This window comes from Streptomyces sp. TOM-9 (assembly GCF_056858595.1).
The window spans coordinates 2,851,712-2,865,198 of the sequence record NZ_JBXEQB010000001.1; the positions used below are offsets into that span (position 1 = coordinate 2,851,712).

A 13,487-nucleotide genomic window follows, 5' to 3' on the forward strand; every position below is an offset into this window, starting at 1 on the left:
CGGGCCCCTCAGGACCGGCGCGGCCACCACCGCTTCCGGGCGGTGTCCGGCGCCGGCGCCAGGCCCAGCGAACCCGTCAGGAAGAACTCCCCGTCCACCCAGTGGCCCAGGGCCGGGGCGTCGGTCAACTCCTCGCCGGCCACGGCGACATCGACCTCGTGGCCGCCGATGGTGCGCACCCGCAGCCGGTGGAAGCGGCCGCCCCCGGCCTCGCCTTCGTGGACCTCGGCGAGCAGGACCTCCCCGGCGAACGCCGCGTGCGCCGAGGGCACCCAGTCCTCGCCCGCTCCCTCCGGCGCGAACAGGCCGAAGGGAATGAGGTAGTCGGGCGCGAAACCGATCTCGCCCTCCTCCTGTGCGGCGTCGTACGCCTGCCTGCCCCCGGTGTGGAGGGTGAGCCGCTCCGCGAGCGCGGCGAGGCGCAGTTCGCCCTCGGGGGCCGTACCGCCCCGGGAGCGCAGCACGGCGCGGTCCTCCAGCTCCACCGCGAGCGGGCACAGCATCGTCCCGCCGGGCCGGTCCAGCAGTTCGAGCCGGGCGGTCTCCTCGTCCACCAGCGCCACGCGGGCCACCGGCACGGGCTCCCCGGCGGGCGCCAGGCAGGGCAGCACCTGGGCGATCGAGCGCCCCTGCGTCTCGATGACGACCCGGGCGCCACCGGCGCCCGTCCACACGTGCCGCCTCAGCTCACCCTCGACCTGCTGCGTGTCCGCGCGTTCGAGGAGCCCGACGACGAGTGAACGGAAGGAGTCCTGGTCGGTCACGCCGAGTCCGATGGCGGCGAAATGACTGCTCATGCGCGGAAGACTCGCCGACCCGGGGGAACCCGCGCAAACGAAAATACGACCGCGGGACGCCGCTCCTGCCCGGAGCGGCGTCCCGCGGTCGTGGTCCCGTGCGGGTCAGACGTTGAAGCCGAGCGCGCGCAGCTGGTCGCGGCCCTCGTCGGTGATCTTGTCCGGGCCCCACGGCGGCATCCAGACCCAGTTGATCTTCAGGTCGTTGACGATGCCGTCGGTGGCGGACTTCGCCTGGTCCTCGATGACGTCGGTCAGCGGGCAGGCCGCCGACGTGAGCGTCATGTCGAGGGTCGCGACGTTGCTGTCGTCGATGTGGATGCCGTAGATCAGGCCGAGGTTGACGACGTCGATGCCCAGTTCGGGGTCGACGACGTCGTAGAGGGCCTCACGGATCTCCTCCTCGCTCGCCGGCTTCGTCGTCGTCACTTCTGCGTTCTCGCTCATGCGGACTCCCTGACCGCGCCATCGCCCAGTGCCTGGGCGGTGGCGTCCTTCCACGCCATCCAGCTCAGCAGCGCGCACTTGACGCGCGCCGGGTACTTCGAGACGCCCGCGAACGCGACCGCGTCCTCCAGCACGTCCTCCATCGCGTCGTCGGGCTCCAGCTTGCCCTTGGACTGCATCAGCTCCAGGAAGACCTCCTGGACCTTCACGGCCTCGTCGACCTGGCGGCCGACGAGCAGTTCGTTGAGCACGGAGGCACTGGCCTGGCTGATGGAACAGCCCTGGCCCTCGTAGCTGATGTCCCGGATGGACGTGCCGTCGAGCTTGACGCGCAGCGTGATCTCGTCGCCGCACGTCGGGTTGACGTGGTGCACCTCGACGTCACCGTCGCGCAGGCCGCGGCCGTGCGGGTTCTTGTAGTGGTCCAGGATGACTTCCTGGTACATCGAATCCAGCTTCACAGGCTTCGCCGTCCGTCCCTCAGCCGAAGAAGTTCCGTACGTGCTCCAGGCCCTCGACCAAGGCGTCGACCTCGGCCGGAGTGGAGTACAGATAGAACGACGCTCGTGTGGTCGCGGGAATTCCGTACCGCAGGCAGACCGGCCGCGCGCAGTGGTGGCCGACGCGCACGGCGATGCCCTGCTCGTCCAGGACCTGGCCCACGTCGTGCGGGTGGATGTCGCCCAGGGTGAAGGAGATCGCGGAGCCCCGGCCCTCGGGGGTGTCCGGGCCGATGATCTTCAGCTCGGGCACCTCCTTCAGCCGCTTCAGCGCGTACTCGGTGATCGCGTGCTCATGCGCGGCGATCTTGTCCATGCCGATGGCGCTCAGGTAGTCCACCGCCGCGCCGAGGCCGACGGCCTGGGCGATCGGGGGCGTACCCGCCTCGAACTTGTGCGGCGCGGGCGCGTACGTCGACTCGTGCATCGAGACGGTCTCGATCATCTCGCCGCCGCCCAGGAACGGCGGGAGGTCCTCCAGCAGCTCCTGGCGGCCCCACAGCACGCCGATGCCGGTCGGGCCGAGCATCTTGTGGCCGGTGAAGGCCACGAAGTCGGCCTGCAGCGCCTGCACGTCCAGCACCATGTGCGGCGCGGCCTGCGAGGCGTCGATCAGCACCAGGGCGCCGACCTCCTGGGCGCGGCGCACGATGGCCTCGACCGGGTTGACCGTGCCCAGGATGTTGGAGACGAGCGTGAAGGAGACGATCTTCGTCTTCTCGGTGATGACCTGCTCGATGTCGCTCAGGTCGAGCCGGCCGTCGTCGGTCAGGCCGAACCACTTCAGCTTCGCGCCGGTGCGCTGCGAGAGCAGCTGCCACGGGACGATGTTGGAGTGGTGCTCCATCTCCGTGATGACGATCTCGGTGTCGCTGTCCACGCGGTAGGGCTCGTCGGCCCAGCCCAGCATGTTGGCGACCAGGTTCAGCGACTCCGAGGCGTTCTTGGTGAATATCACCTCGTCGCGGCTCGGGGCGTTGACGAACGCGGCGACCTTGTCACGGGCGCCCTCGTACAGCGCCGTGGCCTCCTCGGCGAGCGTGTGCACACCGCGGTGGACGTTGGCGTTGTAGCGCTCGTAGTACTCGCTGAGGGCGTCGATGACCTGGCGCGGCTTCTGCGAGGTCGCCGCGTTGTCCAGGTAGACGAGCTTCTTCCCGTCGTGGACCAGCCGGTCCAGCACCGGGAAGTCCTTGCGGATCGCCTCGGTGTCCAGCAGGCCCGGCAGCTGCAATGTCATGCGGACGCGCCTCCCTTCACATAGGCCTCGTAGCCCTCGGCCTCCAGCTTGTCCGCCAGCTCCGGGCCGCCGGACTCGGCGATCCGGCCCGCGGCGAAGACGTGGACCTGGTCGGGCTTGATGTAGCGCAGGATGCGCGTGTAGTGGGTGATCAGCAGGGTGCCGACCTCACCGCTCTCGCGCACCCGGTTGACGCCCTCGGAGACGATGCGCAGCGCGTCGACGTCCAGGCCGGAGTCGGTCTCGTCGAGGATCGCGATCTTGGGCTTGAGCAGTTCGAGCTGGAGGATCTCGTGACGCTTCTTCTCACCGCCGGAGAAGCCCTCGTTGACGTTGCGCTCGGCGAAGGAGGGGTCCATGTGCAGGCGCTCCATGGCCTCCTTGACCTCCTTCACCCAGGTGCGCAGCTTCGGGGCCTCGCCGCGGATGGCGGTGGCCGAGGTGCGCAGGAAGTTGGAGACGGAGACGCCGGGGACCTCGACCGGGTACTGCATGGCCAGGAAGACGCCCGCCCGGGCCCGCTCGTCGACGGACATGGCCAGCACGTCCTCGCCGTCCAGGGTCACGGTGCCACCGGTGATGGTGTACTTCGGGTGCCCGGCGAGCGAGTAGGCCAGGGTCGACTTGCCGGAGCCGTTCGGGCCCATGATGGCGTGGGTCTCGCCCTGCTTCACGGTCAGGTCGACACCGCGGAGGATCTCCCGCGGACCGCCCTCGGCCTCGACGGAGACGTGCAGGTCGTGGATCTCAAGCGTTGCCATGGGTGTCTCAGGACTCCTGGGTGACGGAGACGAGCACATCGTCCCCTTGGATCTGAACGGGGTATACGGGGACGGGCCGCGTCGCGGGCAGCCCGGACGGCTTGCCGGTCCGCAGGTCGAAGGAGGAGCCGTGCAGCCAGCACTCGATCTGGCAGTCCTCCACCTCACCCTCGGACAGCGAGACGTTCGCGTGCGAGCAGATGTCGTAGATCGCGAACACCTCGCCCTCGGTGAGCACGACCGACACCGGCACGCCGCCGAGCTCGACACGCCGGGGCGTGTCCTCCTCGAGCTCGCTCAGCGCGCAGGCGCGGACGAAACCTTCGGCGGCGGTCATACGACGGACGCCTCCAGTTCCGCGTCGATCTTCTCCAGCAGGCGCTCCTGCAGGTCGGCGACGCCGATCTGCTGGATCAGCTCGGCGAAGAAGCCGCGGACGACCAGCCGGCGGGCCTCGTCGGCCGGGATGCCGCGGGCCATCAGGTAGAACAGCTGCTCGTCCTCGAAGCGGCCGGTCGCCGAGGCGTGACCGGCGCCGACGATCTCGCCGGTCTCGATCTCCAGGTTCGGCACCGAGTCGACCCGGGCGCCGTCGGTGAGCACCAGGTTGCGGTTGAGCTCGTAGGTGTCGGTGCCCTCGGCCTCGGCGCGGATGAGCACGTCGCCGATCCACACCGCGTGCGCGTCCCGGCCCTGCAGCGCGCCCTTGTAGGCCACGTTGGACCGGCAGTGCGGGGTGTCGTGGTCGATGAAGAGGCGGTGCTCCTGGTGCTGGCCCTCGTCGGTGAAGTACAGGCCGTAGAGCTCGGCCTCGCCGCCCGGGGCGCCGTAGACGACCCGCGGATGCAGCCGCACGACGTCGCCGCCGAAGGTGACCACGACGGACTTGAAGGTCGCGTCGCGGCCGACCAGCGCGGTGTGCTGGGCCGCGTGCACGGCGGTGTCGTCCCAGTCCTGGATCGACACGACGGTCAGCTTGGCGCCGTCACCGATCAGGTACTCGACGTTGGCCGCGACGACGGCGTCACCGGTGTGGTCGATGACCACGACCGCCTCGGCGAAGGCACCGACCTCGACGACCTGGTGGCCGAAGGCGACCCCGCCCTGGCCGTGCACCGAGATCCGCACCGGCTCGGTGAGCACCGCGTCCTTGGGGACGGAGATGACCGAGGCCTTCTCGAAGGAGCTGTAGGCCTGGGCGGCGACCCGGTCCACCGGCTTGCCCGCCTTGCCGACCCGGGCGTCGTCCCGGCCGACGGTCTCGACGGTGACGCCCGCGGGGGCGTTCACCTCGACCTTGACGCCGCCACCGGTCGCGACGGCGGTGCCGTCGTGCAGACCGCGCAGCCGCTCCAGCGGGGTGAAGCGCCACTCCTCCTCGCGGCCGTTCGGCACGGGGAAGTCGGCCACGTCGTAGGACGCGGGCGCGCTGACCCGGGCGTCCCGGGGCTGGCCGACCTGGATGGCGCCTTCGGTGGTGGCACCGGCGGCCGGGATGGTTTCAGCCATGGCTGTCTTACTGCCTCTTTCTGTGCTCACGAGCTTGACGGGGTTGCCGGGCGGTGACCCGGCGGAGTGGCGGGACCGGCGTCAGCCGACCGCGCCCTCCATCTGCAGCTCGATCAGCCGGTTGAGCTCCAGCGCGTACTCCATGGGCAGCTCGCGCGCGATCGGCTCCACGAAGCCGCGGACGATGGTGGCCATCGCCTCGGTCTCCTCCAGGCCGCGGCTCATGAGGTAGAAGAGCTGGTCCTCGCTGACCTTGGAGACGGTCGCCTCGTGGCCCATCGACACGTCGTCCTCGCGGACGTCCACGTACGGGTAGGTGTCCGAGCGGGAGATCGTGTCCACCAGCAGCGCGTCGCACAGCACGTTCGACTTGGAGCCGGCGGCGCCCTCGCCGATCTCGATCAGTCCGCGGTAGGAAGTGCGGCCACCGCCGCGGGCCACCGACTTGGAGACGATCGAGGAGGAGGTGTTCGGCGCCATGTGCACCATCTTGGCGCCGGCGTCCTGGTGCTGGCCCTCGCCCGCGAAGGCGATCGACAGCGTCTCGCCCTTGGCGTGCTCGCCCATCAGGTAGACGGCCGGGTACTTCATGGTCACCTTGGAGCCGATGTTGCCGTCGACCCACTCCATGGTCGCGCCCTCGTACGCCACGGCACGCTTGGTGACCAGGTTGTACACGTTGTTCGACCAGTTCTGGATCGTCGTGTAGCGGCAGCGGCCGCCCTTCTTCACGATGATCTCGACCACGGCGCTGTGCAGGGAGTCCGACTTGTAGATCGGCGCCGTGCAGCCCTCGACGTAGTGGACGTAGGCGTCCTCGTCGACGATGATCAGCGTCCGCTCGAACTGGCCCATGTTCTCGGTGTTGATCCGGAAGTAGGCCTGCAGCGGGATCTCGACGTGCACGCCCTTCGGCACGTAGATGAAGGAGCCGCCGGACCACACCGCGGTGTTCAGGGAGGCGAACTTGTTGTCACCCGCCGGGATGACCGTGCCGAAGTACTCCTGGAACAGCTCCGGGTGCTCCTTCAGCGCCGTGTCGGTGTCCAGGAAGATGACGCCCTGCTCCTCCAGGTCCTCGCGGATCTGGTGGTAGACGACCTCCGACTCGTACTGCGCGGCCACACCCGCGACCAGCCGCTGCTTCTCCGCCTCGGGGATGCCCAGCTTGTCGTAGGTGTTCTTGATGTCCTCGGGCAGGTCCTCCCAGGACTCCGCCTGCTTCTCCGTGGACCGCACGAAGTACTTGATGTTGTCGAAGTCGATGCCGGACAGGTCCGAGCCCCAGGTGGGCATGGGCTTCTTCCCGAAGAGCTTCAGGCCCTTGAGACGCAGCTTGAGCATCCACTCGGGCTCGTCCTTCTTCGCGGAGATGTCGCGGACGACGTCCTCGCTCAGGCCTCGGCGGGCGGCGGCACCGGCTACGTCCGAGTCGGCCCAGCCGTACTCGTAGTTGCCCAGACCCTCGAGTTCAGGGTGAGCCGTCTCCAGGGGGGCAGTCATGCGGGGTTCCTCCCGGCGTTGCTTGCGGTGTTGGTCGGTGCGGTGGTGCCGGCCGGCGACGCGGTCTTCGGCACGAAGGTGGTGCAGACACCGTCTCCGTGCGCGATGGTCGCCAGCCGTTGTACATGGGTGCCGAGCAGGCGGGAGAAGACCTCGGCCTCCGCCTCGCACAGCTGCGGGAACTGCTCGGCGATGTGGGCCACCGGGCAGTGGTGCTGGCAGAGCTGCTCCCCGGCGGAGGCGGGCGCGCCGCGCGTGGTGGCAGCGTACCCGTCCTGGCTGAGGGCCTTGGCGAGCGCCTGCGTGCGCTCCTCGGGGTCGGCCGCCTCGACGACCGCCCGGTAGCGTTCGGCCTGCGCGGCGACCCGGGCACGGGCGAAGGCGGACACCGCGGCGTCGCCCTCCTCCCCGCCTCCGGCGGACTCGGCGATCCAGCGCATCGCGTCGGCGGCGAGCTGGTCGTAGGCCTGGTCGAAGGCGTCGCGGCCGCAGTCGGTCAGCGCGAACACCTTGGCCGGGCGGCCGCGGCCGCGGTTCCCGTAGACCCGCTTCTCACGCGGCTCGACCATGCCCTCGGCAAGGAGCGCGTCCAGGTGGCGGCGTACGGCCGCCTGGGTGAGCCCGAGCCGTTCCGCCAGGTCGGCGGCGGTCGACGGCCCGTGGACCAGTACGGACCTGGCGACCCGGTTGCGGGTGCTCCGCTCCCCGGTCGTCTGCTCCTCCTGAGCCTCGGACACGTTTTTCACAAGACCAGTGTTGCGTAATTCATCTCGCAGAGGCAAGCGGCGGCCCCCGGGGCGGATGTCTGCTGCGTCACTTAGGGAAACCTAACCTGACCTGCGGAAACGATCTTCCCCGGTACCCGGGTCCGGCGCCCGGAACCCGCCCCCCGCCCCCCGCGCACCGCCGCGCGACCGGCGGCGGCGGCATCGGGCGCCGCCCTCCCGGCGGAGCGCGCCCCGGGGGTTCGTAGACTTCCCGTCATGCGAATGGACCCCGCGGTCGAGGTGACCGGACTGGTCAAGCGATACGGCCCCAAGACCGCGGTGGACGGGCTCGACCTGACCGTCGCCCGGGGCACCGTGGCCGCCGTGCTCGGACCCAACGGAGCCGGCAAGACCACGACCGTCGAGACCTGCGAGGGGTACCGCCGTCCCGACGGGGGCCGGGTCCGCGTGCTGGGGCTCGACCCGGTACGGGAGACCGCCGCGCTGCGGCCCCGGATCGGCGTGATGCTGCAGTCCGGCGGCGTGTACGCCGGTGCCCGCGCCGAGGAGATGCTGCGGCACACCGCCAAGCTGCACGCCCACCCCCTCGACCCCGCGCTGCTGATCGAACGGCTCGGCCTGGAGTCCTGCGGCCGTACCCCGTACCGCCGGCTCTCCGGCGGCCAGCAGCAGCGTCTGGCGCTCGCGATGGCCGTCGTGGGCCGCCCGGAACTGGTTTTCCTGGACGAGCCGACGGCCGGACTTGACCCCCAGGCCCGCCGCGCCACCTGGGAGCTGGTCCGCGAGCTGCGCGCCGACGGCGTCACCGTCGTCCTGACCACGCACTTCATGGACGAGGCCGAGCAGCTCGCGGACGGCGTCGCGATCGTCGACAAGGGCCGCGTGATAGCGAGCGGCACCCCCGAGGAACTGTGCCGCGGCGGCGCGGAGAACACCCTGCGCTTCAACGGCCGCCCGGGCCTGGACCTCGCCTCGCTGCTCAAGGCGCTGCCCGCCGACTCCGCCGCCGTGGAGCTCACCCCGGGCAGCTACCGCATCGAGGGCAAGGTCGATCCGCAGATGCTGGCCACCGTCACCTCCTGGTGCGCCCAGCACGGCGTGATGCCCGACCGCCTCGCGGTCGAGCGGCGCACCCTGGAGGACGTCTTCCTGGAGCTCACCGGCAAGGAGCTGCGTTCGTGACCGCCACCGGCACCTTCACCCCCGCCCCCGGCGCGGCCCCGCTGCCCCGGATGATCGGCGCGCAGACGGCACTGGAGACCCGGATGCTGCTGCGCAACGGCGAGCAGCTGCTGCTGACCGTCGTCATCCCCACGCTGCTGCTGGTGCTCTTCAGCGCCGTCGACATCGTCGACACCGGCGCCGGCAAGGCCGTCGACTTCCTGGCCCCCGGCATCCTCGCGCTGGCCGTGATGTCCACCGCCTTCACCGGCCAGGCCATCGCCACCGGCTTCGAGCGGCGCTACGGCGTGCTCAAGCGGCTCGGCGCGTCACCGCTGCCGCGCTGGGCGCTGATGACCGCCAAGACCGGCTCCGTGCTGGTCACCGAGATCCTGCAGGTCGTCCTGCTCACCGTGATCGCGTTCGCCCTGGGCTGGTCGCCGCACGGCAACCCGCTCTCGGTGCTCGCGCTGCTCGCCGTGGGCACGGCGGCCTTCTCCGGCCTCGGCCTGCTGATGGCCGGCACACTCCGCGCCGAGGCCACGCTCGCCGCCGCGAACCTGGTCTTCCTGCTGCTGCTCGTCGGCGGCGGGGTGATCGTGCCGCTCGACAGGTTCCCCGGCGCTGCGCGCTCCGTCCTGGAACTGCTGCCGATCTCGGCCCTGTCGGACGGTCTGCGCGACGTCCTCCAGCACGGCGCGGGCGTGCCCTGGGGCGACCTCGGAATCCTCGCCGTGTGGGCGGTGCTGGGGCTCGGCGCGGCGGCGCGCTGGTTCAGGTGGGAATGACGCGGTCCGCGTAGCGGGCGGCCGGCGTCCTTCCGCTGGTCGACGCCGCTCGTGTCCCCCGTCCCCTGCCCTGGGTGTCCCCCTCGTGAAGGAATGCACAAGGAGGCCCCTACGATGGTGGCCGTGCCGAATCTCAGCCAAGCAGGCCAAGCCGTGCGAAACCCCCTGGCCTTCATCGCCCAGCGCTGGACCCCGTCCCCCGAGACGGTCCGGCGGGCCGCGCTGGCCGCGCTCGTGATGAGCGTCGTCATCGTGGTGACCGGCGGCGCCGTCCGGCTGACCGGTTCGGGTCTCGGCTGCCCGACCTGGCCCAAGTGCACCGATGACAGCCTCACCGCGACCGGCGCCATGGGGCTGCACGGGGCGATCGAGTTCACCAACCGCATGCTGACCTACGTGCTGTGCGCGGCCGTCGGCTGGGCGATCGTCGCCGCGCGGGCGGCGGAGCCGTGGCGGCGCGGGCTGACCCGGCTGGGCTGGGCCCAGTTCTGGGTCGTCATGGGCAACGCCGTACTCGGCGGCATCACCGTCCTGACCGGTCTCAACCCGTACACCGTCGCCGCGCACTTCCTGCTCTCCAGCGCGCTGATCGCCGTCGCGCTGCTGATGTGGCAGCGGGCCGGCGAGGGCGACGCGGGACCGCGGCCCCTGGTCGGCAAGCCGGTCAGGCAGCTGGCGTGGGTGCTGGTCGCCGCCTCCGCGGCGCTGATCGCGGTCGGCACGCTGGTGACGGGGGCGGGGCCGCACGCGGGCGACAGCAGCGACGTGCCGCGCGTCCCGGTGAAGTGGGAGACCATCTCGCAGCTCCACGCCGACCTGGCGTGGGTGGTGTGCGGGCTGACGATCGCGCTGTGGTTCGTGCTGCGCGCCGTCGACGCCCCCGGGGGACCGCGGGCCCGGGTGCGGGACCTGCTGGTCGTGCTGCTGGCGCAGGGCGTCATCGGCTACGTCCAGTACTTCACGAAGCTGCCCGAGGTGCTGGTGGCCCTCCACATGCTCGGCTCGACGCTGGTGTGGATCGCGGTGCTGCGGGTGCTGCTCTCGATGCGCGAGCGCCCGGAGACCGAGCCCGGCGAGGCGCCGGTGACCGAGGCCGTCGCAGCCGCGCCCGAGCCCGCGCCGGCCGCCTAGCCGCCACCGGCCCGGTCAGCCGAGCCGGTACAGCCGTCGCGCGTTGTCCGCGGCCACCATGGCCGCGACGCGCCGGGCGTCGGCCGCCGACCAGGCACCGTCCGCGACCCAGCCGCCCAGCACGTCGCGCACCGCGCCGCGGAAGGCCTCGGCGCCGGTCACGTACAGCTCGGGCAGCCCGTAGGCGTCCGTGGAGAACAGCAGCTTCCCGAACGGCGCCAGCTCCAGGAACTCCGCGAACACCGCGCCCGCCCGTACCCCCACATGGGTGAGGGCCAGACCGACGTCCGCGTGCACGTGGGGGAAGACGTTCGCCAGGTAGGCCGCCTGACGGTGGTACGGGTAGCAGTGCAGCAGCACCAGGTCGGTCCCCGTGCCCGCGGTCGCCCGGGCGAAGTCCGTCAGCAGCGCCGGATCGGCGTGGTCGAGCCGCAGGTCCGGGTCGCCGAACCCGGTGTGCAGTTGCAGCGGCAGCCCGGTCGCGACGGCCGTCCACAGCAGGTGCCGCAGCAGGACGGGGTGGTCGAGCCGGGTGCGGCCGGCGCGGCGCGCGTCCAGCCACGCCCCGGCGGCGTGCCGCACCTCACCGGGCGCCGGGGGCTCCGGGGCGAGGCCCAGTCCGTGGCGGTAGGCGGCGATCGACTTGAATCCGGCGGCGGTGCGCGCGGCGGCGTGGACGGCCTCGGCGATGCCCTCGACCAGGGCCCCGGGCGAGTCGCGGGTCCCGGCGACGTCCTCGGCGAGCCGCTCCAGCCGCACGATCTCCCGCTGCGCTCCCCCACCCGCGGCGGCCAGTTCCGCGGGCGTCGTCAGGTCGCCCGGGAGTCCGGTGTCGACGACGTACGTGCCGATGCCGCTGCCGTGCAGCAGCCGGCGCGTGGTCTCGTGCGCCCCGAGTTCACGGCGCCGGGCGAGGTAGCCCGCCGGCGGGCAGTGCGGCTCCAGGCCGAGCAGCGGCGGGCACCAGCGGCGGACGGCGAAGCCGGTCTGGGTGTCGAAGTAGGTCGTGCCGGGCGCCGCGGGCGCGTCGGACTCGGTGAGGTACCCCTCGAAGGCCGCAATGCCGAGGTCGCCGCGGACGACGCCGTGGCAGTGGTGGTCGACCAGCGGCGGCAGCTCGATCACCACCGCCACCGGGTGGCCTCCGCGAGCTCGGCGGGACCGTACTCGGCCAGTGCCTCGGACTCGGCGCGCCGCACCGCGACCACCGCGCCGAACAGCGCCTCCCCCAGCGCCTCCTTCAGCGTCCCGCTGCGCACCAGGTGCGAGACGGCCTCGCTGAGCGAGGTCGGCAGCCGTTTCTGGTCACCGCGCCCGCCGGGATCGCCGCTGACCGGAGGGGGGAGCGTTCCCGCGCCGTCGCGCAGGCCGGCCAGGCCCGCCGCGATGACGGAGCCGACCAGGAGGTAGGGGTTGGCCGCCGCGTCGAACGGCTTGAGCTCGGCGTGGCCGCCGTCGGGGTCGTCGGACTCGCCCGGCACCAGGCGCAGCGCCGCCTCGCGGTTCTCCACGCCCCAGCAGCGGTGCACGCCGGCCCAGTGGGAGGGGACGAGCCGCAGGTAGCTGGCCGGGGACGGGGCGCCGATGGCGCAGAGGGCGGGCAGGGCGTCGAGCACGGCCGCCAGGAAGGTGTTCGCGGCGGGCGCCAGGCCGAACGGGGCGCTGGCGTCGCGGTGCAGGTTGTGCCCGTGTTCGCGCAGGCTCAGGTGCAGGTGGCAGCCGTTGCCGACCTGCCCGGCGACGACGGCCGGGGCGAAGGAGGCGCGCAGACCGTGGGCGGCGCTGACCGCGCGCACGGTCTCGCGGACGAGGACGACCTCGTCGGCGGCACGCACCGGGTCGGCGGGCGCGGTGGAGACCTCGAACTGGCCGGGCGCGTACTCGGGGTGCACCTGCAGCACCTCGATGCGCTGCACGGCGAGCGCGTCGTGCAGGTCGAGCAGGTAGTCCGAGAGTTCGGTCACCCGCGTCAGGCCGTAGGCCGGGCCGCGGGAGGCCCAGTCGCCGCTGCCGTCGTCCTTGACCACGACCCATTCGGTCTCGAAGCCCATCCGCAACTCCAGGCCGCGCTCGGCGGCCCGCTCCGTCATGCGCCGGGCGAACAGCCGCTGGCAGGCGGGGTGCGGGCGGCCGTCCTGGTCGTAGCGGTCGGCCGGGGCCCAGGCCCAGCCGGGGCGGGCGGCCAGCACGGTGAGGCGGTCCAGGTCGGGGAAGAGACGCAGGTCACCGTCGGGGCCGGCGATGTGCGGGGAGGAGGTGATGGCGTCGTCGGAGGTGAAGACGTCGAAGACCGGCGACATGCCCACCCCGCGGTGCGCGGCGTGCGGCAGCCGGGCGGTCGGCACGGTCTTGGCCCTGCTGATGCCCGCGTTGTCGACCCAGCTGACGGCGACGGCGCGCACGCCCTCCGCGCACAGCCGCGCCGCTTCCCGGCGGGCCGTCAGCCGCCGCTCGTCCCGTTCCTCGGTCTCCACCGACGCCTCCTCGTACCGGCCCGTCCGTCGACCGGACCACTCCCATGGTGGTCCTAACGGGCGGGCCCGGCGTCAGGTGTTGGCGCGTCCGCCGATCTGGATCCCGGCCATCCGCGACCACTCGTAACGGCCGGTGCGCACCTTGGCCGCCAGGTCGCCGTCGAAGGACTCGTGCACCGTGATCCCGGAGCGCTCGACGGCGCTGCGGGCGATGTCGTACGTGGGCGCCACCAGGTCGCCCCACTCGCCGTTCTCGCCGACGAGCACGATGCGGGTGCCGACCTCGCCGATGTACGCGATCTGGCCCTCGGCGCCGCCGCCGTGGCTCTTGGCGAACGCGGTGATCTGCTTCGCCAGGCGGGCGGCGCGGCGCTCGGCACGGGCCGCGGCCCGGCGGTCCGCGGCCTGGGTGACTGCTTCCTGGGTCTCTGCCATGGGAGGAATGCTA

General features: G+C 71.9%; 15 protein-coding genes. 3 read left to right on the plus strand and 12 right to left on the minus strand.

The window, feature by feature from the left end:
- Positions 1-8: 8 nt before the first annotated feature.
- From AC1VWI_RS13385 to AC1VWI_RS13425, 9 genes are all read right to left on the minus strand, one after another.
- The gene (locus tag AC1VWI_RS13385; RefSeq protein ID WP_499511216.1) at positions 9-797 is read right to left on the minus strand and encodes a hypothetical protein; all 789 of its coding nucleotides are present in this window, start codon (positions 795-797) and stop codon (positions 9-11) included.
- A gap of 105 nt (positions 798-902) precedes the next feature.
- A complete protein-coding gene (locus AC1VWI_RS13390; RefSeq protein WP_018560667.1) occupies positions 903-1,244 on the minus strand; it encodes a metal-sulfur cluster assembly factor in 342 nt (113 codons plus the stop codon).
- Positions 1,241-1,705: a Fe-S cluster assembly sulfur transfer protein SufU gene (sufU, locus tag AC1VWI_RS13395; RefSeq protein ID WP_326576995.1), complete on the minus strand. Its 465-nt coding sequence runs from the start codon at positions 1,703-1,705 to the stop codon at positions 1,241-1,243. The genes AC1VWI_RS13390 and sufU overlap by 4 nt, the downstream gene beginning before the upstream one ends.
- 19 nt (positions 1,706-1,724) lie before the next feature.
- Complete coding sequence (locus AC1VWI_RS13400; RefSeq protein WP_499511217.1) at positions 1,725-2,984, minus strand: cysteine desulfurase; 1,260 nt, start codon at positions 2,982-2,984, stop codon at positions 1,725-1,727.
- Positions 2,981-3,745: a Fe-S cluster assembly ATPase SufC gene (gene sufC, locus AC1VWI_RS13405; RefSeq protein ID WP_499511218.1), complete on the minus strand. Its 765-nt coding sequence runs from the start codon at positions 3,743-3,745 to the stop codon at positions 2,981-2,983. Before sufC ends, AC1VWI_RS13400 begins: the two co-directional genes overlap by 4 nt.
- A gap of 7 nt (positions 3,746-3,752) precedes the next feature.
- Positions 3,753-4,082 carry a non-heme iron oxygenase ferredoxin subunit gene (locus AC1VWI_RS13410; RefSeq protein WP_499511219.1) on the minus strand — a complete coding sequence of 110 codons (330 nt, stop codon included), beginning with the start codon at positions 4,080-4,082 and terminating at the stop codon, positions 3,753-3,755.
- Positions 4,079-5,254: a Fe-S cluster assembly protein SufD gene (gene sufD / locus AC1VWI_RS13415; protein WP_499511220.1), complete on the minus strand. Its 1,176-nt coding sequence runs from the start codon at positions 5,252-5,254 to the stop codon at positions 4,079-4,081. Before sufD ends, AC1VWI_RS13410 begins: the two co-directional genes overlap by 4 nt.
- Before the next feature lie 81 nt (positions 5,255-5,335).
- A complete protein-coding gene (gene sufB / locus AC1VWI_RS13420; protein ID WP_499511221.1) occupies positions 5,336-6,757 on the minus strand; it encodes a Fe-S cluster assembly protein SufB in 1,422 nt (473 codons plus the stop codon).
- Positions 6,754-7,503 carry a helix-turn-helix transcriptional regulator gene (locus AC1VWI_RS13425; protein WP_499511222.1) on the minus strand — a complete coding sequence of 250 codons (750 nt, stop codon included), beginning with the start codon at positions 7,501-7,503 and terminating at the stop codon, positions 6,754-6,756. Before AC1VWI_RS13425 ends, sufB begins: the two co-directional genes overlap by 4 nt.
- Before the next feature lie 237 nt (positions 7,504-7,740).
- Between AC1VWI_RS13425 and AC1VWI_RS13430 the strand changes: the two genes are divergently transcribed.
- The 3 genes from AC1VWI_RS13430 to AC1VWI_RS13440 all read left to right on the plus strand — a co-directional run bounded on the left by AC1VWI_RS13430 (position 7,741) and on the right by AC1VWI_RS13440 (position 10,565).
- Positions 7,741-8,667, plus strand: a complete 927-nt coding sequence (locus AC1VWI_RS13430; protein ID WP_499511223.1) for an ABC transporter ATP-binding protein — start codon at positions 7,741-7,743, stop codon at positions 8,665-8,667.
- 50 nt (positions 8,668-8,717) lie between these two features.
- Positions 8,718-9,434, plus strand: coding sequence for an ABC transporter permease (locus AC1VWI_RS13435; protein ID WP_499516792.1), 717 nt, complete (start codon positions 8,718-8,720; stop codon positions 9,432-9,434).
- 114 nt (positions 9,435-9,548) lie between these two features.
- Complete coding sequence (locus AC1VWI_RS13440) at positions 9,549-10,565, plus strand: COX15/CtaA family protein (protein WP_499511224.1); 1,017 nt, start codon at positions 9,549-9,551, stop codon at positions 10,563-10,565.
- Between the two features lie 15 nt (positions 10,566-10,580).
- Here AC1VWI_RS13440 and AC1VWI_RS13445 read toward each other — a convergent pair whose 3' ends face one another.
- The 3 genes from AC1VWI_RS13445 to AC1VWI_RS13455 all read right to left on the minus strand — a co-directional run bounded on the left by AC1VWI_RS13445 (position 10,581) and on the right by AC1VWI_RS13455 (position 13,474).
- Positions 10,581-11,690, minus strand: coding sequence for an amidohydrolase family protein (locus AC1VWI_RS13445; RefSeq protein WP_499516793.1), 1,110 nt, complete (start codon positions 11,688-11,690; stop codon positions 10,581-10,583).
- On the minus strand, positions 11,687-13,039 hold the full coding sequence (locus AC1VWI_RS13450; protein ID WP_499511225.1) for a glutamine synthetase family protein: 1,353 nt from the start codon (positions 13,037-13,039) through the stop codon (positions 11,687-11,689). The genes AC1VWI_RS13445 and AC1VWI_RS13450 overlap by 4 nt, the downstream gene beginning before the upstream one ends.
- Positions 13,040-13,111: 72 nt before the next feature.
- Positions 13,112-13,474 carry a hypothetical protein gene (locus tag AC1VWI_RS13455; RefSeq protein WP_499511226.1) on the minus strand — a complete coding sequence of 121 codons (363 nt, stop codon included), beginning with the start codon at positions 13,472-13,474 and terminating at the stop codon, positions 13,112-13,114.
- Positions 13,475-13,487 lie beyond the last annotated feature (13 nt).

Bases quoted from the DNA above. Each gene is read 5' to 3' on its own strand.
- AC1VWI_RS13385 (WP_499511216.1), bottom strand. From the start codon at position 797: ATGAGCAGTCATTTCGCCGCCATCGGACTCGGCGTGACCGACCAGGAC.
- AC1VWI_RS13390 (WP_018560667.1), bottom strand. From the start codon at position 1,244: ATGAGCGAGAACGCAGAAGTGACGACGACGAAGCCGGCGAGCGAGGAG.
- sufB (WP_499511221.1), bottom strand. From the start codon at position 6,757: ATGACTGCCCCCCTGGAGACGGCTCACCCTGAACTCGAGGGTCTGGGC.
- AC1VWI_RS13400 (WP_499511217.1), bottom strand. From the start codon at position 2,984: ATGACATTGCAGCTGCCGGGCCTGCTGGACACCGAGGCGATCCGCAAG.
- sufD (WP_499511220.1), bottom strand. From the start codon at position 5,254: ATGGCTGAAACCATCCCGGCCGCCGGTGCCACCACCGAAGGCGCCATC.
- AC1VWI_RS13455 (WP_499511226.1), bottom strand. From the start codon at position 13,474: ATGGCAGAGACCCAGGAAGCAGTCACCCAGGCCGCGGACCGCCGGGCC.
- AC1VWI_RS13440 (WP_499511224.1), top strand. From the start codon at position 9,549: ATGGTGGCCGTGCCGAATCTCAGCCAAGCAGGCCAAGCCGTGCGAAAC.
- AC1VWI_RS13435 (WP_499516792.1), top strand. From the start codon at position 8,718: ATGATCGGCGCGCAGACGGCACTGGAGACCCGGATGCTGCTGCGCAAC.
- AC1VWI_RS13430 (WP_499511223.1), top strand. From the start codon at position 7,741: ATGCGAATGGACCCCGCGGTCGAGGTGACCGGACTGGTCAAGCGATAC.
- AC1VWI_RS13410 (WP_499511219.1), bottom strand. From the start codon at position 4,082: ATGACCGCCGCCGAAGGTTTCGTCCGCGCCTGCGCGCTGAGCGAGCTC.
- sufC (WP_499511218.1), bottom strand. From the start codon at position 3,745: ATGGCAACGCTTGAGATCCACGACCTGCACGTCTCCGTCGAGGCCGAG.